General features: G+C 46.1%; 17 protein-coding genes. 5 read left to right on the top strand and 12 right to left on the bottom strand.

The features are described from left to right. Positions 1 to 237: 237 nt before the first annotated feature. The 3 genes from QUB70_RS21605 to QUB70_RS21595 all read right to left on the bottom strand — a co-directional run bounded on the left by QUB70_RS21605 (position 238) and on the right by QUB70_RS21595 (position 3821). Complete coding sequence (locus QUB70_RS21605; RefSeq protein WP_332983349.1) at positions 238 to 2283, bottom strand: NAD(P)H-quinone oxidoreductase subunit 5; 2046 nt, start codon at positions 2281 to 2283, stop codon at positions 238 to 240. A 402-nt stretch (positions 2284 to 2685) separates the two neighbouring features. Beyond that, positions 2686 to 3063 (bottom strand): thioredoxin family protein, encoded by a 378-nt coding sequence (locus QUB70_RS21600; RefSeq protein ID WP_332983347.1) that lies wholly within the window; start codon positions 3061 to 3063, stop codon positions 2686 to 2688. A gap of 44 nt (positions 3064 to 3107) precedes the next feature. Next, positions 3108 to 3821 carry an NnrU family protein gene (locus QUB70_RS21595; RefSeq protein WP_332983346.1) on the bottom strand — a complete coding sequence of 238 codons (714 nt, stop codon included), beginning with the start codon at positions 3819 to 3821 and terminating at the stop codon, positions 3108 to 3110. 291 nt (positions 3822 to 4112) lie between these two features. On the opposite strand from QUB70_RS21595, the gene QUB70_RS21590 reads away from it, so the two are divergent. After that, positions 4113 to 5117: a LysR family transcriptional regulator gene (locus QUB70_RS21590; protein WP_332983344.1), complete on the top strand. Its 1005-nt coding sequence runs from the start codon at positions 4113 to 4115 to the stop codon at positions 5115 to 5117. A gap of 139 nt (positions 5118 to 5256) precedes the next feature. After that, positions 5257 to 6717 carry a serine/threonine-protein kinase gene (locus QUB70_RS21585; RefSeq protein ID WP_332983342.1) on the top strand — a complete coding sequence of 487 codons (1461 nt, stop codon included), beginning with the start codon at positions 5257 to 5259 and terminating at the stop codon, positions 6715 to 6717. 253 nt (positions 6718 to 6970) lie between these two features. On the opposite strand, the gene QUB70_RS21580 is transcribed toward QUB70_RS21585, so the two are convergent. The 5 genes from QUB70_RS21580 to QUB70_RS21560 form a co-directional block, all read right to left on the bottom strand. Continuing rightward, the gene (locus QUB70_RS21580) at positions 6971 to 7747 is read right to left on the bottom strand and encodes an ABC transporter permease (protein ID WP_332983341.1); all 777 of its coding nucleotides are present in this window, start codon (positions 7745 to 7747) and stop codon (positions 6971 to 6973) included. Positions 7748 to 8061: 314 nt separating this feature from the next. After that, positions 8062 to 8781, bottom strand: coding sequence for an HAD-IA family hydrolase (locus QUB70_RS21575; protein ID WP_332983340.1), 720 nt, complete (start codon positions 8779 to 8781; stop codon positions 8062 to 8064). Between the two features lie 130 nt (positions 8782 to 8911). Next, positions 8912 to 10837: a S9 family peptidase gene (locus QUB70_RS21570; RefSeq protein WP_332983339.1), complete on the bottom strand. Its 1926-nt coding sequence runs from the start codon at positions 10835 to 10837 to the stop codon at positions 8912 to 8914. A gap of 22 nt (positions 10838 to 10859) precedes the next feature. Next, complete coding sequence (locus QUB70_RS21565) at positions 10860 to 11234, bottom strand: hypothetical protein (RefSeq protein WP_332983337.1); 375 nt, start codon at positions 11232 to 11234, stop codon at positions 10860 to 10862. Between the two features lie 35 nt (positions 11235 to 11269). Next, complete coding sequence (locus tag QUB70_RS21560) at positions 11270 to 12463, bottom strand: NAD(P)/FAD-dependent oxidoreductase (RefSeq protein WP_332983336.1); 1194 nt, start codon at positions 12461 to 12463, stop codon at positions 11270 to 11272. A 440-nt stretch (positions 12464 to 12903) separates the two neighbouring features. Between QUB70_RS21560 and QUB70_RS21555 the strand changes: the two genes are divergently transcribed. Beyond that, positions 12904 to 15978 carry a PAS domain-containing sensor histidine kinase gene (locus QUB70_RS21555; protein ID WP_332983335.1) on the top strand — a complete coding sequence of 1025 codons (3075 nt, stop codon included), beginning with the start codon at positions 12904 to 12906 and terminating at the stop codon, positions 15976 to 15978. A 77-nt stretch (positions 15979 to 16055) separates the two neighbouring features. Here the strand turns inward: QUB70_RS21555 and QUB70_RS21550 are convergent, their stop codons facing one another. Continuing rightward, the gene (locus QUB70_RS21550) at positions 16056 to 16238 is read right to left on the bottom strand and encodes a hypothetical protein (RefSeq protein WP_332983334.1); all 183 of its coding nucleotides are present in this window, start codon (positions 16236 to 16238) and stop codon (positions 16056 to 16058) included. An 18-nt stretch (positions 16239 to 16256) separates the two neighbouring features. On the opposite strand from QUB70_RS21550, the gene QUB70_RS21545 reads away from it, so the two are divergent. Next, complete coding sequence (locus QUB70_RS21545) at positions 16257 to 16679, top strand: thiol-disulfide oxidoreductase DCC family protein (protein ID WP_332983332.1); 423 nt, start codon at positions 16257 to 16259, stop codon at positions 16677 to 16679. 98 nt (positions 16680 to 16777) lie between these two features. Here the strand turns inward: QUB70_RS21545 and QUB70_RS21540 are convergent, their stop codons facing one another. The 3 genes from QUB70_RS21540 to QUB70_RS21530 form a co-directional block, all read right to left on the bottom strand. Beyond that, positions 16778 to 17215 carry a hypothetical protein gene (locus tag QUB70_RS21540; protein WP_332983331.1) on the bottom strand — a complete coding sequence of 146 codons (438 nt, stop codon included), beginning with the start codon at positions 17213 to 17215 and terminating at the stop codon, positions 16778 to 16780. Between the two features lie 194 nt (positions 17216 to 17409). Next, positions 17410 to 22866, bottom strand: coding sequence for a trifunctional serine/threonine-protein kinase/ATP-binding protein/sensor histidine kinase (locus QUB70_RS21535; RefSeq protein ID WP_332983330.1), 5457 nt, complete (start codon positions 22864 to 22866; stop codon positions 17410 to 17412). A gap of 302 nt (positions 22867 to 23168) precedes the next feature. Beyond that, positions 23169 to 25553, bottom strand: coding sequence for a GAF domain-containing protein (locus tag QUB70_RS21530; RefSeq protein WP_332983328.1), 2385 nt, complete (start codon positions 25551 to 25553; stop codon positions 23169 to 23171). A 507-nt stretch (positions 25554 to 26060) separates the two neighbouring features. Between QUB70_RS21530 and QUB70_RS21525 the strand changes: the two genes are divergently transcribed. Next, a complete protein-coding gene (locus QUB70_RS21525; RefSeq protein ID WP_332983327.1) occupies positions 26061 to 26843 on the top strand; it encodes a calcium-binding protein in 783 nt (260 codons plus the stop codon). Positions 26844 to 26969: the final 126 nt, after the last annotated feature.

Here is a 26969-nt window from a genome sequence, read left to right as displayed (position 1 = left end):
CACCAGATATTGTCAGGTGCGTCGCCATGAAATTGTCGCTGTGCGTTGAATTAGTCCTGAGAAAGTAGGGTGCGTCGCTGGCAAATTTTTCGGTAATCTCTGACAATCTCATGGCGACGCACCAGATATTGTCAGGTGCGTCGCCATGAAATTGTCGCTGTGCGTTGAATTAGTCGATCGCGACGCACCCTACAGAAACTTACCCCCAGGAGACGGCAATGCCGTGTCCCTACAGATTTAACTGACTCCAGAAACGATCGCAAAACCCAGAACTGCGACAAACACAATCAAGGCATAAAATTGAGCGCGACCGCTCTCAAAGTATTTCAAACCTTCGCCCGTAACCAGGGCGATAAAACCTGTTAAGTTGACTACACCATCGACGACCCGCAAATCCACTTCCATGACTTGCCGCGCTAAACGCCGGCTGCCTTTGACAAAGAGAAATTCGTTGATATCGTCGAGATACCACTTGTTGAGGGAGAACTCGTAAAGCGGTTTGATTTTTTGGGCGATCGCACTTGCGTCAATTTTACGGCTCAAATACATCAGAGAAGCCAAAGTAATGCCCAGCAAAGCAATACCTACAGAGCTTCCACCCATGATTATAAATTCCGTCAAATTGAACTCAGCAGCGTGTTCCAATACTTCTTCGAGAGACTCGCCTGGGGCGCGAACAAACTGCTCGAAATAATTGGCAAACGGAGTTCCCAGAAAACCGATAAACACAGAAGGTACTGCCAGCAACACTAACGGCAGAGCCATTGTCAGAGGAGATTCGTGAGGCAAATGGTCGTGCTCGTCGTGACTGTCGCCAGTTGATGCCAATTCCTTAACGTTCATCGCTCCAGGGCCAAAAACAACACTGGGTTGCAAGAGTTGCCGCTTGATGGCGCTGTCATTCCCCCGGAATTCGCCCTCAAAGGTGCTGAAATACATTCGGAACATATAAAACGCGGTCATCCCGGCCGTCAACCAGCTAACAGCCCACAAAGCGGGATTTGCTGCGAAGGCGCTGGCGAGGATTTCGTCTTTTGACCAAAAACCTGCAAACGGGGGAATGCCGCAGATTGCCAAATTTCCGATTAAAAAGCAAGAAGCGGTAATCGGCATATATTTCCGCAAGCCGCCCATGACTCTCATGTCTTGAGCGAGTGCGGGGTTGTGGCCGACGACTGCTTCCATCCCGTGAATCACTGAACCCGAACACAGGAACAGCATTGCTTTGAAGTAAGCGTGAGTCATCAAGTGGAAAAGTCCGGCACTGTAAGCGCCGATGCCCATTGCCATCACCATGTAGCCGAGTTGGGAGATGGTGGAGTAGGCGAGGCCTTTTTTGATGTCATTTTGGGTAATCGCGATCGAAGCACCCATGAATGCTGTAAAACAGCCGGTGCAGGCGATCAAATTCATGACGACTGGCAAGCCTTCAAACACTGGGTACATCCGAGCGATCAGGAAGACACCGGCGGCTACCATCGTGGCCGCGTGAATCAAGGCTGAAATCGGTGTCGGGCCTTCCATTGCGTCTGGAAGCCAGACGTGGAGAGGGAATTGAGCTGATTTTGCTGCTGGGCCCAAAAAGATCAGAACGCCGAAGATTGTGGCTAGAGTCGCGGAAAGGGCGCCGGATTCGACTAAAGAGTGCAGGCGATCGCCCATCACCTCAAATTCAAAGCTGCCGGTGGCCCAGTAAATGCCGAGGATGCCCAGCAGCAGGCCGAAGTCGCCGACGCGGTTGGTGACGAAGGCTTTTTGGCAGGCGTCAGCAGCGGGTTTGCGATCGTACCAAAAGCCGACTAGCAGGTACGAACACATACCTACCAGTTCCCAAAAAATGTAAATCTGAACGATGTTCGGGCTGATTACGAGACCCAACATCGACGCGCTGAAGATGCTCAGGTAGGCGTAAAAGCGCACGTACCCGTCATCGTGCGCCATGTAGCCGTCGGTGTAAATCATCACCAAAAAGGCGACCGTGGTTACGATCGCCAGCATCACCGCCGTCAGGGGGTCGATGATATAGCCCATATTCAGCGAGAAGTCGCCAGCAGAAGCCCACTGAATAGTGCGGGTGTAGGGTGCGTGGCCCTGTAGTTGACTCCACAGCAATGCGAAAGAGAGTACCATTGACCCTCCGAGTGCGGAGACGATTAATATCGCATTCGCTTGTCGGAGTTTGTTGGTTGCCTGATTAAAGGTGATTAAGCCTAGACCTACTAGCATTGCGCCTGCCAGCGGCAGGACTGGAATCAGCCAAGCGTATTGATAAAGCAGTTCCATGACTGATAGGTAGTTTAAAGTTTCTACTAGATTGCCAAAACTGTAAACAATTGTGACACAAGCCTGCGCGACTGGGTAGAAAGACTCCCTACAATTCTTAAGATCAGATAAGACGGCGGTTGAAACCGCGTCTACAAAAACGAAGTCCGCCTCCGCGGACTGAATAAAATTACGTAAAACGTAATTTTCACCGCCTTTTCTTCAACCCGCGGAGGTGGGTTTTGTTTGGATAGACGCGGTTTCAACCGCTCAGTCTTCTTTAAATCTACGCCAAAAGATAGATAGACAAATATCGCAGTTTTGTGTATACAAGACTGCGATATTTATTTTGGATCGGATGCCCGATCGACAAATGGGGAATTCTGAATGCTTTCTACATAAAAGCCGAATGCCGTGGAACCGTTACCTGTTGGCTACTTTCTGAAGTTGCAGACGTTGAGATGGGGAAGCTACGTGAGCCGCGAGCATCCAGGAATCCAGAGTCCGCCGCAGTTCCTCCCGCCCTTGGTAGTCTTCCACTCTAAATCGAACTTTATCGCCCTCAAACAAAATCAGCGTGGGCAGACTTGTCAGCCGGTAAGTGTTGGCCAACTTGAAACATTGATCGGCATTCACCCCTACCAGCTTGACTTTTCCTGCCCACTGTGCCTCAAAATTCTTAAGCGTGGGGTCGATCGCGCGGCACAAACCGCACCAAGGAGCCGAAAAGTGAACTAAAACGGGGGTAGAGGCTTGAAATACCTCTTGTGCAAAAGTGCGTTCGCTAACCGACAACACCATGATCCCTCAAAATTTAATAATTTTTTTCTATCCTAGGGATCATGCTACCAGTATATGTTCGCAGTGACACGCATCAAAAAAGGATGAATTTTCCACAGCAGGCCCGTAAAAATGGCTACACCTACATAGGAAGGGCGCAGAAATTCAAGCAAGTCAAAGGTTTGACGCTTTTGCAGGATTGCCAAAAATGGAATTATTGAGGTTCGAGATTTGATGGTTTCAAAGGATTCGCCAAAACGAGCCTGAAGCCGCCTGTCGCCGTGCCACACTCCGAACAGGTGGTGAAGTACCAAACCGATGGAAGTGACGAGGGTAAAGCTAGTGCCGATCCACAGGGTGTGGGCCACGCACCAAATCACCTGTCCCACCATTTGCGGGTGACGGGTGATGCGAATGATGCCGGCTTCGTAGAGGTGAACTTGGGGCTTTTGGACTGCGGCAATTTCTAGGAGGTTGAATGTTGCTGGATACAGAAACAGAAAAGAAATTGCCGAAAGTATCCAAACTGCGGGTTTAACTCCGGGTAATCCCTGTACTTGCCAAAGCTGTACGCCGTCGTAGCGGTGGTTGAAAAAGTAGACAATCAGAATGACGGCTAGCGGCAAACTGACAAGGGCAAACAAAACCCGGTAAAGTCTCGGCCCGATCAGCTTTTCACCTTTTGGCCGGAGGGCTGCTAAACCGCTGTGGGCGATCGCAAAAACCAGTAACAGGCCCAAAATAACTAAGTGGGAGTCGAGCGCCAAGTCGATCGTCATTGTAAATATTAAGAAAAGTTATTGATTCGCGGCCAATTTGTGTCACAAAGTATCTATGGGATCATTCAGCGGTTATCAGTCATCAGTCATTAGTCATCAGTCATTAGTCATCAGTCATTAGTCATTAGTCATCAGTCATCAGTCATTAGTCATTAGCGCTCGGCCAAATCGCAGCTACAGACAAATGACAACTGCCCACTGACAACTGACAACTGACAACTGACAACTGACAACTGACAACTGACAACTGCCCACTGACAACTGACAACTGACAACTGACAATTTAGATATATGTCTGACCTTCCTTTCACTTTAGACCAGTTACGCATTCTCAAGGCGATCGCCTCTGAAGGAAGCTTCAAACGCGCCGCGGACAGCCTCTACGTATCCCAGCCAGCAGTTAGCTTGCAGGTGCAAAACTTAGAGAGACAGTTAGACGTGCCGCTGTTCGATCGGGGGGGGCGGCGGGCTCAACTCACCGAAGCCGGACACCTGCTGCTGAGTTACGGCGAGAAAATTTTATCGCTTTGCCAAGAAACTTGTCGAGCTCTCGAAGACTTGCAAAATCTCCAAGGCGGTACTTTGATTGTGGGGGCTTCTCAAACTACGGGGACGTATTTGCTGCCCCGGATGATCGGGATGTTTCGCCAAAAGTACCCGGATGTAGCAGTACAGCTTCACGTTCACTCGACCCGCCGCACGGCGTGGAGTGTGGCCAACGGACAAATCGATTTAGCAATTGTTGGCGGAGAAATTCCTACCGAACTTGTAGAAGCTTTAGAAATTGTTCCTTACGCTGAGGACGAACTGGCTCTGATTCTCCCTCCGTCTCACCCGATGGTACAACAAGAAACTATCCAAAAAGAAGACCTTTACAAATTGCAGTTTATATCCCTCGATTCGCAGTCTACTATCCGCAAAGTAATCGATCAGGTACTAACTCGCTGCGGCATAGACACGCGCCGCTTGAAAATAGAGATGGAACTAAATTCGATCGAAGCCATTAAAAATGCAGTTCAGTCGGGGCTGGGAGCTGCTTTTGTGTCGGTTTCGGCGATCGAAAAAGAGTTGCTTATGGGCGTTTTGCACAAATCTAAAATGGATGAAGTTTTGGTAACTCGGATTTTGTCGCTGATTTACAACCCCAACCGCTACCGTTCTAAAGCAGCAGAGGCTTTCAGCAATGAAATTTTGCCCCAGTTTGCTACTTATTCCACCATCCAGGAGAAGAAAGAACTCCCGGCGATCGATTTGGGACTCATAGAAATAGTAACTCCCAACTCGGCGGGAAGTTAATTTCTCAGGTCGCTGGCAGTTAGCAGTTCGCGGTTAGTTGAGAGATTGGAATCTGATTTAACAATCACTTTTTCTTCCTTCTTCCTTCTTCCTTCTTCCTTCTTCCTTCTTCCTTCTTCCCTCTTCTTAGCAAACCAAAATGGAAGTTTATTGCACCCGCCCGGGCTGCCCGCGCCCTCAAAACTATTTTTCAGATCTAGATGACAGTTCGATGCTGAAAACGGTGCAGCAAAAGTTTTGCACTACTTGCGGGATGCCCCTGATTTTGAGCGGCCGCTATTTGCCCGTGAGGTTGTTGGGTCAAGGCGGTTTTGGGGCGGCGTTTTTGGCCAGAGACCGCTATACTCCTGCGATGCGGCAGTGCGTTGCTAAACTTTTGCAGCCGTCGGTAAGTCTGACTCCGGCACAGCTAAAAATCGCTCAAACTCTTTTTGAACGGGAAGCGGCGGTGCTGGAAGAACTGGGAAACGAACATTCGCAAATTCCGAGTTTGCTGGCGTTTTTTGAGTTGACTGTTCCGAGTTTGCAGCCGGGGAAAAACGATCAGTTTTTCTATCTGGTTCAAGAATTTATTGACGGTCAGAATTTGGAGGAGGAACTTGCTGTTAAAGGCAAGTTTTCGGAGGCCCAGACGGTGGAGGTGCTGCGGGAAATTTTGAAGGTTCTCGATTTTGTGCACTCTCGCGGTTCGATTCACCGGGATATTAAACCTGCTAATATTATGCGGGGCAAAAACGGTCGGCTTTATTTATTAGATTTTGGGGCTGTTAAACAAGTAACGCAAAGTGTTGGGAGTGCAAAAGCTTCGACTGGTATTTATTCTTTGGGTTATGCTCCGCCAGAACAGATGAGCGGGCAAGAAGTGTATCCGGCAACGGATTTTTATGCTTTGGCTGTGACTTGCATTACTTTGCTGAGCGGTTTGCAGCCGACGGAGTTGTTTGATAGTTATAGAAATGAGTGGAATTGGCATTCGCGGGTGCAGGTAAGTTCGCGTTTGGCTCAAGTTCTCGATCGAATGTTATTGCCGGCTCCCAGCCAGCGCTTTCAATCTGCGACTGAGGTGGAAGCGGCTCTGAAATACAATTCTCAACAGCCTATTATCGTTGTGACGCCGCCAACAGTACCGACTCCGACTCCCCTACAGACTCAGCAGCCACCACCGACTCAGCAGCCTGCTGTGCCTGTTCCTGCGACTCCTCCGGGAAATCTGCAATCTTCGCCGAGAAGGGCTTTTTCGATTTGGGAGGTTTTGGGAGGGGCGGCGTTTACGGGTTTTGAGGGTGGGTTGCTGGCGATCGCCCTGACGAGTTTGCCGCTGTCTCCGGGCGTTGGTATCGGATTGTTGGGTACGATCGTGGCGGGTTTGATTTACTGCCAGTACCGCAGGGCGATCGAACAAACTGAGATGTTGATTATTGGCGCTGGTACTCTGGCTGTGCTGTGGTTTTTCCCGGCTTTGCGATCGGCGGCAGTTGCGCTTTATCCGAATTCTGCGATCGCGGGCGTGTTGTTTGTGGGATGGTTGGGTGCTTTGGGGGCGATCGCTGCAACAGCTATTTTTCGCCTGATTTATAAGTTACTTTCTCATATCTTTTAAGCTGATAGTTAATGAACTTTTTGCATAAATCGTTGAGAGAGCCGATCGACCGCAGATGTCAGGCAGATAAACACAGATAAACGCAGATAATTTTAAGATGGTTTTGGCATGAATGGAAGAAGTCTAATGACTAATAACTCCATTCCTAGACGCAAAACCTCATTATTGCAGGTTTGCACTGCGCGCCTTACCGCTATGATGTAAGTCCGGGACTAATCACTAATGACTAATGACCGATGACTAATGACTTCCTTCAGTCTTGCTGGGTAGAAAACTGGCGGGCGCCGATTAAAGAAAAGGCGATCGCAGCCGTTAACAAAACAGGTATGCTGTACCAAGGAAACTTTGCCACATCGTAAGCAGCGGCTCTCAATCCAATGCTGGCATAAGTCAGCGGCAACAGATAAACTATTCCTTTCAGGGCTACGGGTAGCGACGCTGGATCGAAAAATGTCGCTCCTAAAAATGACATCGGAGTTATCAGAAAATTGTTGTACAATCCGACAGATTCCAGAGATTTTACGGTTAACCCAACTATCACTCCCAGGCCCGCAAATACAGCGGAGTTGAGAATTATCACTAACAAAAATAGTGGATTCAGAAAGACGAGCTTTTGAGTAAACAAAATTGCTACTAAAATCACAGAAACTGAAGTCAGCATTCCCCGCAGTATTCCTGCTAGCATTTTGCCTGCGTGCAAAGCGATCGGGTGTACTGGCAGCAACAGCAATTCCTCAAATGTTTTAGTAAAAAGGCGTTCGCCGCAAATCGAAAATACTGTGCCGGTAAAACTTACTGTCATCGATGAGAGTGCTACCATTCCCGGCAGCATGAATTCTAGATAATTGCTGCCAATTGCAGGTTTAGGCAAGGAACTTCCCAACCCGAAACCAAAAGCTAGAATGTAAATTACTGGGGATACTAAACCAGCGGCGGCAACTGGCAGGATTCGGACTCGCAAATCTAACCATTCTCCCCAAAACACCGTGATTGTGTCTGTTAATATAGTTGTCAGCGATGTTTTTTTCATGGTTGGGCGAGGTAATTTGAATAATTGATATCAAATCCTGTAAATTAACCATCCCGTTTGGGGCAGGGCGGGTTTACAAATATCCACGATGTGAATCATAGATATTAGACCTCTTGCAAAAATCCTTTTAATCAAATTCTGGAACGGGCTCTCCGGCCCATTCCACAAGAAAAAAAATTTTGTGGGATGGGCCGGAGAGCCCGTCCTAGTTATTTTTGCAAGAGGTCTATTGGTTAACCCGCCCCTACAGGAATTACAGTCAATCATTACGGTGAATTTACGGGACTTAATATGACATCTTTATAATTATCAAGTTAAAAGGTTAAATAATCAAGGCTGCTGCACTGTTCAATTTTCGTTTCTGTTAAAGTAATTTTGCCGGATTCTACTTTTTCCGGTTCTCGGTTCAACCAAATTGCTTTTAATCCAGCGGCTTTAGCACCGCAATAATCTGCTTTGAAGCTGTCGCCGATATGCAACACATTCTCGGCAATGCAGTTGTGCTTTTGCAAAGCAGCGGTGAAAATTTGAGACTGGGGTTTTGCTGCACCAACTTCGGTGGAAATTGTCACTGATGTGAAATATTCGGCTAAATTTAGTGCTTTTAATACTGGATAAAGTCGGGAATCGAAATTCGATACTACGGCTAATTCAATTCCTTGTTTCTGCCACTTATTTAAGGCTGGGAATACGTCGGGATAGACAAACCAAGGTTCGGCGGTGGCAAAATGAGCGTAGAGTTCGGCAAAGAATTTGGAAAAGTCAGAAAATTGGTGGAAAACGCCTGCTATTTGGAAGGCTTTTGCGGAAACTGTTTGCCACCATTCAAATTCTAATTCGGGAATTTTTGCTGCTTCTATCCCTGGAAATGCCATCGGACTTGCTGAAGCAAAGCTTTGAGAAAATGCTGCATTTAACTCTTGACTATTAACTGTTACTTCAAAACTCTTGGCTAATTGTCGGTAAACTTCGCCAACGCTACCGCGAACGTCAAATAGTGTACCTGCGGCATCTAAAAAAATAATTTTGGTCATTTTGGAAGGAAGAGGGAAGAAGGAATAAGGAATAAGGAATGATTTAACCGCAGAGGGCGCAGAGAACACAGAGGAATAAAAGAGAAGAGAGATATGAATAATTCCTTTGTCAACTGTCAACTGTCAACTGTCAACTGTCAACTGTTGTTGGCGGATTAATTACACCGGAATGATTGGCAATATTGCCCGCAGGTTCAAATCGACCGCCTAAATATTTGGCGAGGAATTCTTCGGCGATCGCATAAAAGTGCAGCCGATTTTCCGGCCGCGCGAATCCGTGTCCTTCGTCTGTATAAAGCACGTATTCTACAGGTTTGCCGGCTTGCTTCATGGCATTGACAATTTGCTCGCTTTCTGCTTCTTTGACTCGCGGGTCGTTAGCACCTTGGGCGATTAGCAAAGGTTTCTGGATGCGATCGACAAAAAATAAGGGCGATCGAGATTTCAAAAACTCTGGTTCTGTTTCCAAATTGCCCACGCTGTGATACAGACTTGCTTTTCTCGGTTCCCAGTAAGGGGGAATAGTTTGCAGCAGCGTAATCAAATTGCTTGGCCCGACAATATCGACGGCGCAGGCAAAAATATCGGGACTAAAAGTCACTCCCACCAAAGCGGCATAACCGCCGTAGGAAGCGCCCATAATCGCAATTTTATCCTGTTGGGAAATTCCTGTTTCTACCAGCCAATTTACGCCATCTAGCAAGTCGTCGTGCATTTTAGCTGCCCATTCGCGATTGCCGGCATTGAGAAAGGCTTTGCCGTAGCCGGTGGAACCGCGAAAATTGATTTGCAGGACGGCGTAACCTCGGTTTGCCAGCCATTGGGCTTCTCGGTTGTAACCCCAGGTATCGCGTGCCCAGGGGCCACCGTGAACCAGCAAGACTGTCGGTACGGGTGTGGCGACACCAACCGGTTTTGTCAGGTAGCCGTGAATGGTTAAACCATCTCTTGCGGTGTAAGAAATGGGTTCCATTGATGATAGTGGTAGCGCTTCGAGTTTGGGTTGGTTGCTGAACAGAAAGGTGCAGGTTTTGGAGGCGCGATCGTACACATAGTAGTAAACTGGGCCGTCGTCTGTCCTGTAAGCAATTAGCCAAGTAGTGTCGGCGAGGTTGCGGCTGGTGAGGTCGAATTCGCCGGGACGGAATTTGCCGATCGCCTCAAAATCTTCTGCTATGCTTTGGTCTAAAATCTGCCACTCTTGCTTGTCTTTATAGAAGGAAACCGCCTGAATTTCTCGCTTGGTGGGGTGTACGACTATGCCGCCAACATCGTATTCTGGGTCAGAGGCGAGATCGGTTTCTTGTTTGGTTTCCAAGTCGAGTGCGATCAAACGTTTGCCGTTAGCATCGTGATTGCCGATGATGTAAAGAATTTTGCCGTTTTCTGAGAACATAACGGCACCGCCTTCGTCGTCGGGCCCCCAGCTTCGCAGGCTTTCCCAAGACTTCTGTACAGTTTCCCGAAACACCAATTCTGAGCCGCCGTCGGCAGTTGTGGCTGTGGCCGCCCGCACTTGAAATTGGGCGTCAGCAGTCCAAGTCCGACTGAGGATGTTACCTGGGTTTTTGGTGTCGAGTTCAACGGCACCATTTTTGAGGTTGATGCGGTAAACATCGTGTTTGCGACGATCGCTAATGTTCATTCCCACTAAGATTTCATTGGGGAAATTGTGGTCAATGGCGATCGGCTGAGCTTGAATGCCTTGAAATGGTGTCAAGTCGCGAACGAGATTTGACTGGATATTGACTGAGAAGAAATGCCAGCTTTCATCACCATCAATATCTTGCTGATAAATGAGATCTTCGCCGCTGTAAGTCCAGAAAAAGATGCGGATGCCGCGTTTTTTATCGGCTGTTAGTTGGCGGTCATCTGCTTGACCTACGATACGGAGTCGCACTTGCAAGACGTTGTTTTCGTCGGGTGCAATGTAGGCGAGATACTTGCCATCTGGTGAAAGGCTGGGGCGAGTTTTTTCGGGGTTGCCGAAAAGAATTTCCCGCTCGATTAGCGGCGGAAGTTCGGTTTTTGGCTGTTGAAATGTGGAAGTTTGCATTTTGTATTTTCCCTAAGATTTTCTATAGGAACGGGCAAGATGCCCATTCCACAAGAACATTGAATTTTTGTGGAACAGGCATCTTGCCTGTTGCCGGCCAAGATCCCCATTCCACAAGAATATTGAATTTTTGTGGAACAGGCATCTTGCCTGTTGCCGGCCAAGATCCCCATTCCACAAGAACATTGAATTTTTGTGGAACAGGCATCTTGCCTGTTGCCGGCCAAGATCCCCATTCCACAAGAATATTGAATTTTTGTGGAACAGGCATCTTGCCTGTTGCCGGCCAAGATCCCCATTCCACAAGAACATTGAATTTTTGTGGAACAGGCATCTTGCCTGTTGCCGGCCAAGATCCCCATTCCAGAAGAACATTGAATTTTTGTGGAACAGGCATCTTGCCTGTTGCCAATCTATTTGAAAAAGCATCGATTAACTTTTCAGCAGTTCTTGAATGGGTTTGCTAATCCAATTGAAACCAACTTTTACTTGATGTTCAAATGTTGGCATCCGATAGAGATAAGCTAAACGGCGAGCAATGTGTGCTAGTTGTCCGTCGAGTTTAATTCCTGAACCGGCGAGGGTGGCGCTGTCAATTCCTAATGTCATCATTTCTCCTAGCTGCTGATAGCGGAAAGGAAGTAATGGGCGGCCGGTGAGGGATGCCCAAATGTTCCAGGCGGTGTAGTCAGCTTGCTGGAAGGCTGTTTGGGCTGTTGCGGGGACTTTTTGACCTGTTGCATCGTGACATTCTGCTAAGTCTCCCAAGGCAAATATGTCTGGATGGTCGATAATTTGCATCTGCGGATTGACTGTTAGTTGACCGCGGCGGTTTTGTTTGAGGGGTAGCGATCGCACTGCTTGACTAACTTGAGTTCCTACTGTCCACAATACTATGTCTACGGGGAGAATATCTAATTGTCCTTTGTAAAGTAAAGATATTGTGTCCGCTTCGATCGCCTCTACTGTTGTTTCTAAGTCGATCCACACTTTCCGTTTTTCTAAAGCTTTGTTGGCGGCTTCGCGGTTAAACTCCGGTGATGTCTGCAAAATCATGTCGCTTTGCTCGACTAACCGCACGCGACCTTTGTCTCCGAGTCGATCGGCTAATTTACAAGCTAATTCTACTCCCGAATAACCGGCACCGACGATCGCAACCCGAATTTTGTCGGTGTTGCTGGCTTCGAGAAACCGCAGTCTTTCTTCTAAACGGTAGGCGTCGTCGAGGCTGCGGAACGAATAAGCGTATTCAACAGCACCTTTGACCGTATCTAGCGGTGTTTCGCCGCCTAAAGCTAAAACGAGGCGATCGCACGGAATTTCTGGCCCGTCGTGCAACTGCACTCGCTTTTCCTCGACATCGATGCCGGAGACAGTACCTTGACAAAAGCGCACGCCTGTATTTTTCAAGAGTTCCGCAAACGGTGGCGCAATTTCCCAGGTTTGGAGTTCGCCTGTCAGGAGTTCGTACAGCAGGGGAACGAACAAAAATCGATCGCGGCGATCGACTAGAACAATTTCGGGTTTTTCGGTTTTGGAGAAGGGTAACTGACTCAAGCGCAGGGCTGTGTAGAGTCCGCCGAAGCCTCCGCCGAGAATGCAAATCCGGGGTTGTGGTTGAGTCATGATGTTTTGTTTGAGGGGCGATCGGTAGCAAGGCAACTTAATCTTATTGTAACGAGATGGAGAGCCGGATAGGGGGGAGTGGGGGATTGGGAGATGGGGGGAGTGGGAGAGTGGGAGAAGGGGAGAGGGGAGAGGGGGAGATGGGGAGAGGGGGAGATGGGGAGAGTGGGAGATGGGGAGAATCGGAAAAATCTTTCCTGAACATCCATCCGTTTGCATCCGTTAAATCCGTTAGACAATCCGTTGCCGAACTGCCTTTTTCCCTCTACATAAGAGCATTCATTAGCTCTGCCTATTCGTCGCTATCAAGTTTTCTGAATGTTCGCAGAAGTAATTTTGTACTATATTAATTGATAGCGTATTATTTCGCAAATTAAATTCACTTTTTATACGGTCATCTACTCTAACACTTGCACCAGCACTCACAAGTGAAAAAAATCATGCAAATTTCCTCGAATTCTTCTAAATTTAAGAACGGCGATCGCAATAACGAAGACGGCTCATCTTTGCTAAGCAGCGAAGAAAAATATAAAAATTTAGTAGCTAATATTCCCGGTGCTGTCTACCGCTGTACCTGCGACTGTACGAGCCCCGACGGGGAATTAATACGGACAATGGCGTTTTTGAGCGATGCCGTTCAAGAAATATCAGGCTATCCATCTTCTGATTTTATCAACGATCGCGTCCGTTCTTTTGCCAGCATTATCCATCCTCAAGACCGCAAAAATGTGGATGCTGCTGTCAAAAAAAGTGTAGCAACTAGAACTCCGTACATCCTTGAATACCGGATTGTCCGGGCTGACGGCGAGATTAGCTGGGTTTACGAAAAAGGTCAAGCTGTTTGCTGCGAGGCCCAGGAGGGTAGAGGAAGACAAGAGATAGAAGGGGAAATTGAGGGATTTTTGGCAGCACGGGTTTCCCCGGTTTCCCCGATCGCAAATTCTCTGTCTCGGGTTGTTTATCTCGACGGAGTGATATTGGATATTACGGAGCGAAAGCGAGCTGAGGAAAACCTGCGAAACACTCAAGATTTTCTGAATGCGGTACTGCAAAATCTGCCGGTTAGTGTCTTTATCAAAGATGCTGTGGAACAAAGATTTATTTATTGGAATACTGCTAGCGAAGAGTTGTTTGGCTATTCGAGCGATGAAGTGTTGGGAAACAATGCTGCTGACTTGTTGGAAGCAGAGCAGGCGAATTACTTGCAAGCACAAGATTTAGAAGTGTTTGCAACTAGAAAAGGCGTCGATTTGCCAGAAGAAACCATCCAACTTCCGCGCCGTGGCAAGCGGATTTTGCACGCGAAAAAAGTTCCTTTGTTTGACGATTCTGGCGCGCCTAAGTACATTCTGTGTATTGCTGAAGATATTACGGAAAGCAAAAAAACTGAAACAGAATTGTCGCGCTTGGCAATTGTGGCTCAAAAAACGCAAAATGGTGTGATTATTACTGATGCTCAAGGCTGCATTGAATGGGTGAATGAAGGATTTACTCGGATTAGCGGTTACGTGCTGGCAGAAATGCAGGGAAAAAAACCGGGAGATGTACTCCAAGGCCCTCAAACAGACCCGCTAGCTATTGCTGAATTGCGATCGGCTTTGGCTGCTGGTGTGCCGTTTAATCAGGAAATTTACAATTACAGCAAGGATGGAAAGGGTTATTGGGTGGCGCTTTCGATCGCCCCAATTTATCAAGAAACAGGGGAACTCGAAGGTTTTATAGCGGTGCACACTGATATTAGCGATCGCAAACAGACAGAGGAAGTGCTCAGGAAGAGCGAGAATTATTACCGCTGCATTGTCGAGACGGCTTCGGAGGGCGTTTGGATGTTTGACAGCGAAAGTATCACGACTTTTGCTAACTCTCGGATGGCCGAAATGCTGGGTTATACTGTGGAGGAAATGCTGGGGCGATCGCTATTTGAGTTTATTGACGGAGAGTCTAGGGAAATAGCTGAAAGTTACGTCCAGCGCAGGCGGGAAGGCATTCGCGAACGCCACGATTTTAAGTTTACTCGCAAAGACGGATCTCACTTGTGGGCGATCGTCTCGGCGACGCCGATGTTCGACGCTGAGGGCAAATTTTCAGGGGTTTTGCGGATGATTACCGATATTAGCGATCGCAAACAAGCCGAAGCAGAATTGCGCCAAACTCTCAAAGAGTTGGAATTTGAAAAATTTGCATTGGATCAATCGGCAATTGTCTCGAATACCGACGAATTTGGAGCCATTACCTATGTCAACGACCAATTTTGCGAACAATTTAAATATTCCCGAGAAGAACTGATCGGCAAAACCCACAGACTTGTCAATTCTGGCTATCACCCAGCAGATTTTTTCAAGCAGCTTTGGTCAACTATCCGCCAGGGAAAGGTTTGGCGGGGAGAAATGAAAAATCAAGCTAAAGACGGCACATATTTTTGGCTGGATACTACGATTGTACCTTGCTTAAATACCAGCGGAGAACCCCATCAATATGTAGCAATTCGCAAAGATATTACCGATCGCAAACACGCCGAAGAAGCGGTGCAGCTTTCCGAAAGTCAATTGAGGAGTAAGAATCAAGAATTGGCAAAAGCCCTGCGGGACGTGCATAAAACTCAAAGCATGATGGTTCAAAATGAAAAAATGGTAAGTTTGGGGCAATTAGTCGCTGGCGTTGCTCACGAAATTAACAATCCAGTTAGCTTTATTTACGGCAACGTCATGCACGCTAACGATTACTTTAAAGACTTGCTAAAAATGCTGCAACTTTACCAGCAGGAATACCCGCATCCAGCAACGGCAATTCAACAAGAGATAGATGATATCGATTTGAATTTTATGCTCGCAGATTTGCCGAAGCTGTTAAATTCGATGAAAATGGGAGCAGAGCGAATTCGCCAAATTGTGCTGTCGCTGAAGAATTTCTCGCGCTTGGATGAAGCCGAGCAAAAACAGGTGGATATTCACGAAGGGATTGAAAGCACTTTGTTGATTTTGCAGCACAGGTTGAAAGAAACCGCAGGGCATCCTAAAATTGTGCTGCTCAAAGAGTTCGGTACTTTGCCCCGCGTACAGTGTTATGCGGGACAGTTGAATCAAGTTTTTATGAATATTATCGGCAATGCAATTGATGCTTTGGAAGAGGCTATGGAAACCGGAAATTGGGCGGAGGGGGAACTGGCGCCTATTCCTTATTGTCCTTCGCCGACGCTGCGGATTTGTACGGATGTAAAGTACGAACAGGATGCTTTGATGCAGGCAGATTCTCCTGTTTCTGATGATTCAATTCGGCATCCTTCTCATATTGTGATTCGGATTGCTGACAACGGGCCGGGGATTCCGATAGATGTTCACGAAAGGCTGTTCGATCCGTTTTTTACTACGAAAGAACCTGGTAAAGGTACTGGTTTGGGGCTGTCGATCAGCTATCAAATTGTGGTGGAAAAGCACGGCGGGCAGCTTAAATGCGATTCTGCACCAGGTCAAGGTACGGAATTTGCGATCGAGATTCCTGTAGTCAGTAGTCAGTAGTCAGTAGTCAGTAGTTAGTAGTCAGTTGTCAGTTGTCAGTTGTCAGTTGTCAGTTGTCAGTAATTATTTACTACCAATTACCCATTCCCAATGCCCAATGCCCAATGCCCAATGCCCAATGCCCAATGCCCAATGCCCAATGCCCCATTCCCAATTCCCCATGCCCCATGCCCAATTCCCAATGCCCAATGCCCAATGCCCAATGCCCAATGCCCCATTCCCAATTCCCCATGCCCCATGCCCAATGCCCAATGCCCCATTCATTCTTCCCCACAACCATGAAATATAACGTAATTTACGACGGCAATTGCAATCTCTGCGTTACCTTGGTGCAGTTACTAGAAAACTTAGACCAAGGCAATAATTTTGAGTATATTTCTATGCAAGATTTAGAGGAATTAAAGCGCTTTGGGATAACTTCTGGCGACTGCGAAATGGGAATGATTTTGATAGATAGCAACACCCCAGAACGGCGCTGGCAAGGCAGCGATGCGGCAGAAGAAATCGGCAGAATATTGCCTGCTGGCGAGGTGTTTGTGGCTGCTTACCGGGCAATGCCGGGGATGAAGTGGATGGGCGATCGCCTGTACGAACAAGTCCGCGATAACCGCTATACTTTGTTTGGCAAGCGATCTACTACTTACAAATCTACTTATGCAGTTGGCTGTAGGTCGATCGACAATTGCGATAATCGGGACTAATACCAAATCCAGCTTATTTCTTAGTCCGCTTGGAGCGGACTTCGTTCGACAAGAAGCGATTTCAATCGCCGAATGACCTTCAATCTAAAATCTAAAATCTAAAATCTAAAATCGATTGACTGATTAAACAAATCAAATATCTGCTGGCAAAAGTCTTTGAGTTTTTGCGCCGACTCCACCGCAGGTTCGGTTAGGCCCAGAAAATTCCAATTTTCCACAGTAGAAAAGTGCCACTGCTGACCGCTATGATCGTAACCGGCGGCCTCAACTCCGATCGCCCGCCGATATCCTTCCACCGGATCTTGGTAAAATCGGATTTGAATCAAAATGCTGCGGCTTTGCAACAAGCGACTTCTACCGGGGAAATGAAAGCCAATGTCTATAGAATCTGGATCGACAAGTTCCCTGGTATCCTCATCATTCATCCAAGGTTTCAAATCGACTTTCGCATCCGGGAATTCGGACTTGAATAAATTAACCACCGCAGCAATTTTGCTCGTAAGTTCTATATTTTTGGCTTGTTCGGCAGCATTCACTGGCAAAACTCCTATCAAATACACTTATTACATTTAGCTAATAATGTAACCGCATACTGCCGAATGCAGACTGCGAACAGCGGACTTTTTAAGAGATAATTATAGATTGACAAATTTTACAATTTGTGTTACTACCTCTTAGTCTGCGGAGGCAGACTTCGTTTGTGTAGACGCGGTTTCAACCGCCGAGTCTCTTAATCCAGCGGCACTTCGATCGCAAATTCCGAACCTTCACCCAAAACCGATTCGCAAGTTAGTTTACCGCCGTGGGTTTCTTCCACAATTTGCCTGCTGATAGACAGCCCCAAACCCGTACCTTTTCCTACTCCTTTCGTAGTAAATAAATGGTCAAATATTTTCGCCTTCACCTCCGATGACATCCCTTGCCCGTTATCTTTGATGCGAATCACCACACTCTTGTTATCCTGTGAGACATGGGTGATAATGGCGATCGTATTCGGTAAAGCTTTAATTTCAGCGAAAGTGCGGCCCTGATTGGATTCGTCAAAACACTCGATCGCATTTGCCAACAAATTCATAAATACCTGATTCAGTTGCCCAAAATAACATTTAACTGGCGGGATATCTCCATATTCTTTGATAATTTTAATCGCGGGGCGGGTATCTTTAGCTTTTAGGCGATACTGTAAAATCATCAAAGTGCTGTCGATGCCCTCATGAATATTTGCTGACACTTTATTCGCACTGTCAGCGCGGGAAAAAGTCCTCAAAGACGTGCTAATATTGCGAATGCGCTCTGTACCTGATTTCATAGATAAAAGCATTTTTGGCAAATCTTCTATCAAATATTCTAAATCAATCTCCGAGGCTTTATCCTCTAACTCATCTCCCGGAGTAGGAAATTTTTCTTGGTAAAGTTGCAAGTAATCAATCAAATCTAAGCTAGCCTCAGCAGCAGCATCAATATTGCCCGCAATAAAACCCAGCGGATTGTTAATTTCGTGAGCAACCCCTGCAATCAAGTTGCCCAAAGCCGACATTTTTTCGCTTTGAATGAGTTGCAGTTGCGCCTGTTGCAATTCATTGAAAGATTTTTCTAACTGTTGAGATTTTTCTTTCTCGCGCGCGTACAAACCAGCATTTTCTACAGCAATAGCAACTTGAGAAATTAACACTTTGAATACTTCTACTCTCTCTGCTGTAAAAGCTCCTACTGTCAAAGCGTTTTCTAGATAAATAATTCCGCGCCGCTGAGATTGATAAATAATCGGCAAACACAGAATTGATTTTGGTTGATATTTCTGAATGTAGTTATCCCCATTAAAAGGTTCGGCGACAGTCGCATTGTCTAAAACCAGATGCTTTTGACTGCGGTGTACGTAATTGATCGCAGACAGGGGAACATCTTGACGATTTTCTACGGGAATAGAGGGTAAGAGTGTCACTTTCTCATCCAGAAAACTGCCAGTAGCTTCTATGCAGAGGATATCGTTTTTCAGCAGCAGCAGCACTACTTTTTGAGCCGCCGCATTTTCTAAAATAATTTTGATTAATTTGGTCAACAATTTTTCGAGAACAATTTCACCGTTAATGGCTTGCGCCGACTTAATAAAAGTAGCTAAGTCCAAGAAATCGCCTAAACTACTACTGGTAGTATTTCCCGTGGCAGTGCGCGTGACATTGAGAGTTGGGGTTTGAATAGTGCGCGTCTGTGCTGCTAAGAAAGGATGTGTTGATTCTAAATGTTTAACTTTAGCTGTAGCTCCCCAATGGATATATCCATAATAGGCTTTAGTCAGATATGCTTGAGAAACTATCTCTTTACCCAAAGCTTGATAAAATTCTCCTGCTAATTCATAGGCTAATGCTTCTTCTTGAATGTAACCGTTTTGGGCAGCTCCATCAATTGCGCGATCGTACAAATCCATTGCTTCGGTATTTTTCCCCAACACTCGCGCTTTCTCGGCTGCTACCAAGTCGTATTTGTGTTGATAATTCATCGGAGCATCAACTGCCCATTTTTTCATCTTCCTTTGGTTTCGCCGCACTTTTTTCAGATATTGCTTTTGTTCCCCTTTCTCAGCTTGGGGATACAAAGCGAGAAGACTTATAGAAGAGTAAAAATTATTCAGGGAAACTACATAAAATCCGGCTACCGCTTCTTCATATTTCTCAAATAACCTTGAATTTTCTAAGGCTTCCGCGTAGTTTCTGAAGATAAAATTAAGCTGAGTTTTGGCATGATAAACCAAACTCACTAAAAAAAAGTTTTTAGATTCTATTAAAACGGGGAGCGTTTTGACTTCATTAAATTTATCACCGACTAAATGGCAGGGTTCGACAGCTTGACCGCGCAAATTGAGGGTTGTCTGCCTGCCTATACTTAGATACTGTACAGCCATTTCTAGTTGAGATTGCTGCATTAGTTTCATATATTTACCCGTCTCCTGATCCACCAAATCTAGAGGCTCTCCTATCGACATTTTTTTGAAGCAATATTGACCTATACAATAACTCGCATATTCTAATTCTCCAGTTTCCATCCCAGTTTGAAAACCTTCCTTGAGAACGCTTAATCCTGAGCAAAGCTCGGTTTTCCAGTGTAGAATAAAACAACCCAAGAGTGTATAAACTCTACTTTTCATTGAACGGGATGGAGATTTGTCTAACATCCTAATGGCCAGTTGACCGCATTGGTATGCCAAACTAATGTCCCCTAGCCGGCACATAACTACGCCATAATAAAGGTAGGCAATACTTGCATAAGGCGAATTGCCATATTTAATGCACAGCTTGACCATCCTAAATGCCAGCAGTGGTACCAGGCGGGGTTTTCCCTGAACAGCAGTGCTGATAATCCCTGATAAAATCCGCATGGCTGCTTGTTGATTGGGATCTGTCATTTCTGGCAAGTTAGCTAAATCCTCAATTCGTTTCAATCCCAAGCTCAGTTTTGTCTTCATCAATCCCGCCACAATATTTAGCGCGTTGGGGTTTTGAGGAAAAGAAATGCCTAACAGTTTCAGCACTTCCAGTCCTGTATTTAGTGCTTCTACAACTCTAATTTGAGCATTGTAAGACTGGATTTGAAGTTCATAAACATTCATTTTTTCCAGCAAATTGTTAGCTTTTTGCAGTACGATATCGACCAGTTTTTTTGAATCTTCATAGTTAACATTTAAGTATTCAGCTTCTGCTGTTGACTCGTAAATTGCTAATGTTAAGTCATACTGACTTTGCCAACAATCCGCTGGCAATAATTCCATAGCCACCCGCAAATACCTAACAGCAGCTTCATAAGCACTCGCGGCTTTTGCCTTGCGCCCAGCCGTTAAATTTAATCTTGCTAAATCATTTTTTTCCACTGGCTGGGTAATCGTGTCAATTCCGACATTCAATTGATTGACAATATCAAAGATGTTTTCTTCGAGCTTGTCTGGGGGAGTATTCTGTAACAGTAATTGACCGACTTTTAAATGGGTAAATTGCTTTTGATCTTCGGGAATTAGCGAATAGGCGGCTTGCTGGACGCGATCGTGCAAAAATTTGTAACTAACCCGCGAAGTGTCTAACTTGAGATTGATTGATTCGGCTCTATCGAAAACTAAAGGAATGCGATAAGCATCGCTCAAGGGCAGAATCAACCCTGCTTGTAAAGCTGAATAAAGTTCAGTTGCTGTAGTATTAGCTGACTTTTCGCTAACAAGTGACAGCACATCTAGAGCAAATTTATCTCCCACGCAAGCTGCTAGCTTCAACACTTCTTGCGTGGGTGCGGGCAGCTTTTCAATGCGAGAAGCTACCAGTTCCACCACACTTTTATCGGTGATTCCAATGGCTTGGATTTCATCAATACTCCAATACCAGCCACTTTGACTTACCTCATTTGTAATGTGATTAAATTCAAATTTCAAAAGAGAGTCTTGATAAAGTGCTTGGAGTAATTGGGTCAAGAAAAAAGGATTGCCACCCGTTTTATTCCAGATTAAATCGGCTAGATTTGTTACTTTTTCTGTGCAACTGTTGAGTGTTTCAGCGACTAATTCAGTGACATTTGCTAAATCCAGCGGTTGCAACACGATATTGTTGACTATGGTACCAGTTTTTTCAATTTCTTCTACAGTCTGAATTAAGGGGTGGGTCGGACTAACTTCATTGTCTCGATAGGCACCGATTAGCAACAAATATTCCTGGTTAGGGTCAGTTATCAGTATTTGCATTAACTTTAATGTTGCTGAATCTGCCCACTGCAAATCGTCTAAAAAAATCACTAGGGGGTGTGCTTTTTGCGCGAAAACGCGAATAAATTCTTTGAATACCCGATTGAAGCGATTTTGCGATTCTACAGGGGCGAGTTCTGGCACTTCTGGCTGTTTGCCGATGATTAATTCAACTTCTGGAATTACATCGACAATTACTTGACCGTCTGTTCCCACTGCTGTTGAAATTTTAGTACGCCATATTTCTAATGAAAGTGTACTTTCTGTTAGCAATTGCCGCAGCAAGGAGTTAAATGCTTGGATTAATGAGGCATAAGGAATGTTGCGTTTGAATTGGTCAAATTTGCCGCTGATGAAGTAACCTTTTGACCTGGTAATTGGTTTGCTAACTTCGTTGACTACGGCTGATTTACCGATGCCTGAGTAGCCTGATACTAGCATTAATTCGCTGGTTCCTGATGGGGTCGAATTTTGTTCTAAGGTTGCTGGTTTTTCTAACAAATTGTTGGATAAACCCGCTCTTACACGTTCAAATGCTGCTAGCAATTCATTAACCTGATTTTCCCTACCGTACAATTTTTGGGGGATTAACAATTGGCTGAGAATATCTAAGCGTCCGGGGATGAAGTCGGCAATTTGTCCGCTGGTTTCTAACTGATGCAAAGAAATTTCTAAGTCGGCTAACAATCCGGCCGCACTTTGATATCGATCTTCGGCATTTTTTGCCAGCAATTTCATCACTATCTCAGAGATGGCGACAGGTATTTCTGAAGTGATTTGATGGGGATATATTGGTTGAACTGCGATGTGGCTGTAAACTATTTCTAAGGGGTCGTTGCTGCGGAAAGGCAATTTTCCGGTCAGCATTTCATATAATGTGATGCCCAGGGAATAAAAGTCGGTGCGGTAGTCGAGGGTGCGGTTCATTCTCCCGGTTTGTTCGGGTGACATATAGGCTAATGTGCCTTCGACTGAGTTGGGATTGTTGAATTGCGGGTTTTCTTTGTTGAGTTTTGTGGCAATGCCGAAGTCGGTGAGTTTTACTTGTTTTGTTTGCGAGTTGATTATGATGTTGCTGGGTTTGATGTCTTTGTGAATAATCTGCTGAAAATGCAGGTATTGTAAGGCTTTGACAATTTGGATGGCGATGTTTAAATTTGCTTGCAGGCTCAATGTCTCTCTTTCCAGCATTTTTGCGAGGGATTCGCCGCCAAAGTCTTCTAAAACGATTCCTAATCGGTGGTCAAATGTTTCGAGAGTGATGGCTTTGACGATTTGCTCGCTGTCTAAATTTTGGCGGATTTGATATTCGTGTTTGAGTCTGGTAATGGCTTCGAGGGTGGGATATTCGGCTTTGAGGACTTTCAGAATTGCTGGGGGCGCGTCTGTCGGTGTTTGTCCGCGATAGATTATTGTTTCTACTCCTTCGTGCAGAGTAGAATTTATTTGGTATTCTGATAAGGTTAACATCACTTAACTTATAAACTACAGGAGCTAATTATCATTATATTAACACTACTTAATCTAGATTTTGTGTGATTCCGAGCGTGTATTTGGCAATTCCCAATCACGCGGAATATACACTAAGTGAAAATGTGGGCTTGCTCGTTGGTGTCAACAAACATCTTAAATGTAATACAGGTCTTGTGTATGAGTCCCAAATGCTTTCGCTGCACCGTTTTTCAGGGGGAGGGGAGCGATCGCGCTCTGCCTAGAACAGCAGGAGATGGGAGCGATCGCACTCCGCCTAAAACAGGCAATTGAACGGGTTCTCAATCGCTGACTACGGTAACTTCACTGACATGAACAATTGATTCGGGTTCCGGTAAAATGCGGACGCGGGCGAATTTCAAACCGCTGACTCCTTGCAGCGATTCTACCATGCCCGTCTGAACTTTTGGCTCTACCCAACCTTCGCGAGACAAGTAGCGCAAGTATTGTTGGTACTCTTCCCACTCGTCTTCGGCTGAATAAACTACCGTTAACATTCCTGGCTGGGTAATTCGTTCTTGTACGTCTTTGTCAACGGCTTTTTCGATCCGCTTTTTGACGAGTTCGTAGCGGATGTCGCGAGTGCCTTTAACATCAAACATTTTTTCGGTGTTTTCGTTGTGAAAAATGTCGATAGTGGTATTCTGCACTAAGACTAAATGTGCGAGTTCCATGTTAATTTGAGACTCGGCTTGCAGGCGAAAAACTGTGCGGCCGCAGTCGCAAATTGCTCGCAGTTGTTCGTACCGCAAACTGTGCAGGTGAAACTGGCTAAATTTGGGGTCGATCGATTTTCCTACATACATCATGTGATCGATGCCGTCGGTGCATTCGATGTCGCAATAGTGGGGAAGAATTTGCTGCATTTTTTCTTGCCAGCGGGCCCAGGTTTCTTGGAGTTTGGTGCTGATTAGGTTCAGCATTTGGTCGTAACGGGTGCGATCGCTGTAAACGCAGTTGTGTTCGTTTTCACAAGCTTCTCGGTAAGCTTCAACTGCTTCCTGAACTTTCGGGCTGCACTGCACGAAATAGTCAAAATATACTTCCAAACGTTCGCTCAAATACTCCGCAGCCCGTACTTCCATATCGACTGTTACTTTTTCTTTTAAATGCTGGATGTAGTCGAGCAAGTCGAGCCGCAGTTGCTCGCCGAGGTGGGTAGTTTGTGTTTGGCAAAGGGCATCGGCTATGACTAAACCTAAGCGGAATTGTTCGAGCAAATCAGTTTGAATGGCTCGGTTTCTTTCGTCGCTAGAACCGCGAATGTCGGAAATTCCGTACAGCGGATGAACGTCAGCAAATACGATTGTTTCTGGGGGCAGTCCCCAACTTCGCCTTTCTGCTTCTTGGGCGAACCGCCACTCGACTGCGGGGTGGATGTTGTGAATGTGGGTAAACCGCTCTTGGATGGCTTGCCGCAGGGCTGCAATGAAGGCGGGAATGAGTTCTTGGGCGTGTTGAGCGTCAATGCCGTTGAAGTGGTGGGGCCGATCGCACAACAGCCCCACCACACCCAAAATCCGCTGCCCGCACCCCTCGCGGGTGATTGATTTGACTACCAGGGGTATCAGCAGCATCGATCGAGTCCCCATTTTCCGCAAAGTTCGATCGCACTCGGTTTCGCACTCCCTCCGCAAGTCTGGGACGTTCCAAACTTGATTTGCTGCTGTGGCCTTCAAAAAGTGAGAAGCTTCTAGGGAGTTCATTGAATAAAGAATCGGCTGCAAATGTTGGCCGTCTTTTGGAAGTAATAGCTGTACCTGGTCGCCCTCGGGGCGCAGCAGCAAAGTGCCGTCAGCATTGAAGAGCGATCGCAAACACCGATCGATTCTCTCAAATTTGTCAGGCCGCAGCATCGAATCGCGATCGATCAATAACTGAGTCAGGCGCCGAATTTGCTCCTGCACGGTGACATCAAAACCTTCTAGCAGCAGCAAACCTTCTACCCGGTAATTATCCAACTGCAATCGATCTGTTAAATTTGCCAGTTGATTCGGCTGCATCAGCCAAGCTTCCCGTTCTGCAACAGGCATTAATATTAAAGAAAAATCCGCAAATTCATCTATTTTGGAGTCAATTCGAGTAATTTTCAACTGTTCCGAACCCAGCCAAAACTCAATAAATCTAGGTTCTCGGTGTTTGGGGTTTTTTACACTCGCCGTGACAGGCTCGTCTAGCACCCGCAAACTGTCGAGGTCAATTTGATAATATTGCTTAAATACCCAGTGCAAAAGGTGGCGGCGGTACAATTGTTCTGCTGTTTTCGCGTCCCAATCCTCGAACAGTTCCAGCAGAGTGATGCTGGTTTCTGCAAACCAACCGTTGGTAGATTGAGTTGCCAAGGACGTTTCCTCCGAACCGGCCAACCGACAAAATGCTGCGTTAGCGTAACGCAGGGCAAAAGTTCCCGGTTCCATTACTGCGATTAAAACGCGGCGGTCGCCGAGAAATTGAAACAATCGCTGTAAATCTTGTTTCCACGTTTTCAAGGGTTCATTTTCAGAAGATTGACTGGGTACTTGGCCCGCCAAAGCTTCCAGTAGCTGTTCTATACTTGGTTCGCTGGGCAGATTGTTACTGTCTGGCTTTGTTGGGACGATATCTGTCGCTGGCAGTGATTTTACGGAGTTGTTGTTTTGATGGGAAGACGATTTAGGAGTAGACATAAGTAAAACACCTGAAAGCAGTGGATTTTGCCAAAAAATGTCAGCGATCGGCGATTTATGGCTTTGTAAAGAACTTAGATCCTGTTTGTAAAGTTTGTGTGTGGGTATCGGAAACTGGGTGTTTTCTCGGACGCTCAGCCCAAAAACTTTTACTTTTCTTAACAAACAACCTCTCAGTCTCGACGTTATAGGTGATATTAACGTGTTTAGCACCTAGTGGGTAACACCCATTATAAGCGGTAGACAGTAGCGGATAGTGTCAGCAACTCATGCTATTTGACTCAGAGGCGAGATATATAGCAGGTTTGGGTTGAATGAGGCACAGCCCTGGAAATTGGGAATTGGGAATTGGTAATTGATAATTGGTAATTGGCAATTGGCAAGCAGGTGACAAGTCACTAATCTAGTAAATAAAAATTGGCAAACAATCCAAATAAACTTGCTATTTGGCAATCCAAGAATTAAAATATATAATACAGCTAACAGCATTTGTGAAAGGACATAGTTATGGCTTTAACGGTTAACAATCTCATCGGCGATCTGACTGGATTTCCTGTATTTGCGGGCGGGGGGCCGCGTTTTTTGGGATTCGCTACATCCGATGAAATTGACGTAGAGGATGGCAGTTTGTCGTCTTTTCCCTGGGGAGTTTGGGGACTCGACGGCAACGATACCATAGGAGGTTCGTCGGATTCCAACGAACGGCTGTTAGGAAATAACGGCAATGATGCGATCGGCGGTGGTGGCGGAAATGACATAATTTATGGCGGGAAAGATAACGATCGCCTGGATGGAAATGAGGGCAACGACGTAGTTAGGGGCGACGCCGGAAACGATATTATCTTTGGAGGGTTGGGGAACGATATCCTGCGCGGAGGGCAAGGAGACGACGATTTAGACGGCAATGACGGCAACGACTTCTTAGCGGGCGATCGGGGAGTTGACGTGCTAACAGGAGGCTCCGGTTCTGATATCTTTGTGCTCATAAGCAATGATGAACAATTTGGAGTCAATGGAGCCGATGTCATTACAGATTTTAGGTTTGACGAGGGCGATCGCATCGGTTTGACTGACGGTTTAACAGAACTAGACCTCCTCTTCACTGACAACAATCTGATCTCTTACGACAACGACGGAATTATTAATGATATGGTGATTTTCAACCAAAGAAACGGACGGATTTTGGGGATAGTTTTAAACACCAACAGCTTTGAAATTACTGGTTCATTTGAACAGGCCAGTCCGTTTGCTTTGGCAGTTAACGGTTCTCAATTTCAGTTTTTGGCTTAGTTCTTTGTAGCGAATTAGAGGGGTCAGATCCCCCCTAACCCCCCTTAACAAGCAGGGTGGTTTTATTGTGGGGAGAAGAAATCTGAAACGACAGAAAGCACCACTCAAAGCTCGCGTCTGGGACGC

The organism is Microcoleus sp. A003_D6, from assembly GCF_036702825.1.
GTDB lineage: Bacteria > Cyanobacteriota > Cyanobacteriia > Cyanobacteriales > Microcoleaceae > Microcoleus.
The sequence above is the reverse complement of the archived record's forward strand: the minus strand, read 5'-3'. Positions and strand labels throughout refer to the sequence as shown.

Bases quoted from the DNA above. Each gene is read 5' to 3' on its own strand.
- QUB70_RS21605 (WP_332983349.1), bottom strand. From the start codon at position 2,283: ATGGAACTGCTTTATCAATACGCTTGGCTGATTCCAGTCCTGCCGCTG.
- QUB70_RS21600 (WP_332983347.1), bottom strand. From the start codon at position 3,063: ATGGTGTTGTCGGTTAGCGAACGCACTTTTGCACAAGAGGTATTTCAA.
- QUB70_RS21595 (WP_332983346.1), bottom strand. From the start codon at position 3,821: ATGACGATCGACTTGGCGCTCGACTCCCACTTAGTTATTTTGGGCCTG.
- QUB70_RS21590 (WP_332983344.1), top strand. From the start codon at position 4,113: ATGTCTGACCTTCCTTTCACTTTAGACCAGTTACGCATTCTCAAGGCG.
- QUB70_RS21585 (WP_332983342.1), top strand. From the start codon at position 5,257: ATGGAAGTTTATTGCACCCGCCCGGGCTGCCCGCGCCCTCAAAACTAT.
- QUB70_RS21580 (WP_332983341.1), bottom strand. From the start codon at position 7,747: ATGAAAAAAACATCGCTGACAACTATATTAACAGACACAATCACGGTG.
- QUB70_RS21575 (WP_332983340.1), bottom strand. From the start codon at position 8,781: ATGACCAAAATTATTTTTTTAGATGCCGCAGGTACACTATTTGACGTT.
- QUB70_RS21570 (WP_332983339.1), bottom strand. From the start codon at position 10,837: ATGCAAACTTCCACATTTCAACAGCCAAAAACCGAACTTCCGCCGCTA.
- QUB70_RS21565 (WP_332983337.1), bottom strand. From the start codon at position 11,234: ATGCCTGTTCCACAAAAATTCAATGTTCTTCTGGAATGGGGATCTTGG.
- QUB70_RS21560 (WP_332983336.1), bottom strand. From the start codon at position 12,463: ATGACTCAACCACAACCCCGGATTTGCATTCTCGGCGGAGGCTTCGGC.
- QUB70_RS21555 (WP_332983335.1), top strand. From the start codon at position 12,904: ATGCAAATTTCCTCGAATTCTTCTAAATTTAAGAACGGCGATCGCAAT.
- QUB70_RS21550 (WP_332983334.1), bottom strand. From the start codon at position 16,238: ATGGGGCATTGGGCATTGGGCATGGGGCATGGGGAATTGGGAATGGGG.
- QUB70_RS21545 (WP_332983332.1), top strand. From the start codon at position 16,257: ATGAAATATAACGTAATTTACGACGGCAATTGCAATCTCTGCGTTACC.
- QUB70_RS21535 (WP_332983330.1), bottom strand. From the start codon at position 22,866: ATGTTAACCTTATCAGAATACCAAATAAATTCTACTCTGCACGAAGGA.
- QUB70_RS21530 (WP_332983328.1), bottom strand. From the start codon at position 25,553: ATGTCTACTCCTAAATCGTCTTCCCATCAAAACAACAACTCCGTAAAA.
- QUB70_RS21525 (WP_332983327.1), top strand. From the start codon at position 26,061: ATGGCTTTAACGGTTAACAATCTCATCGGCGATCTGACTGGATTTCCT.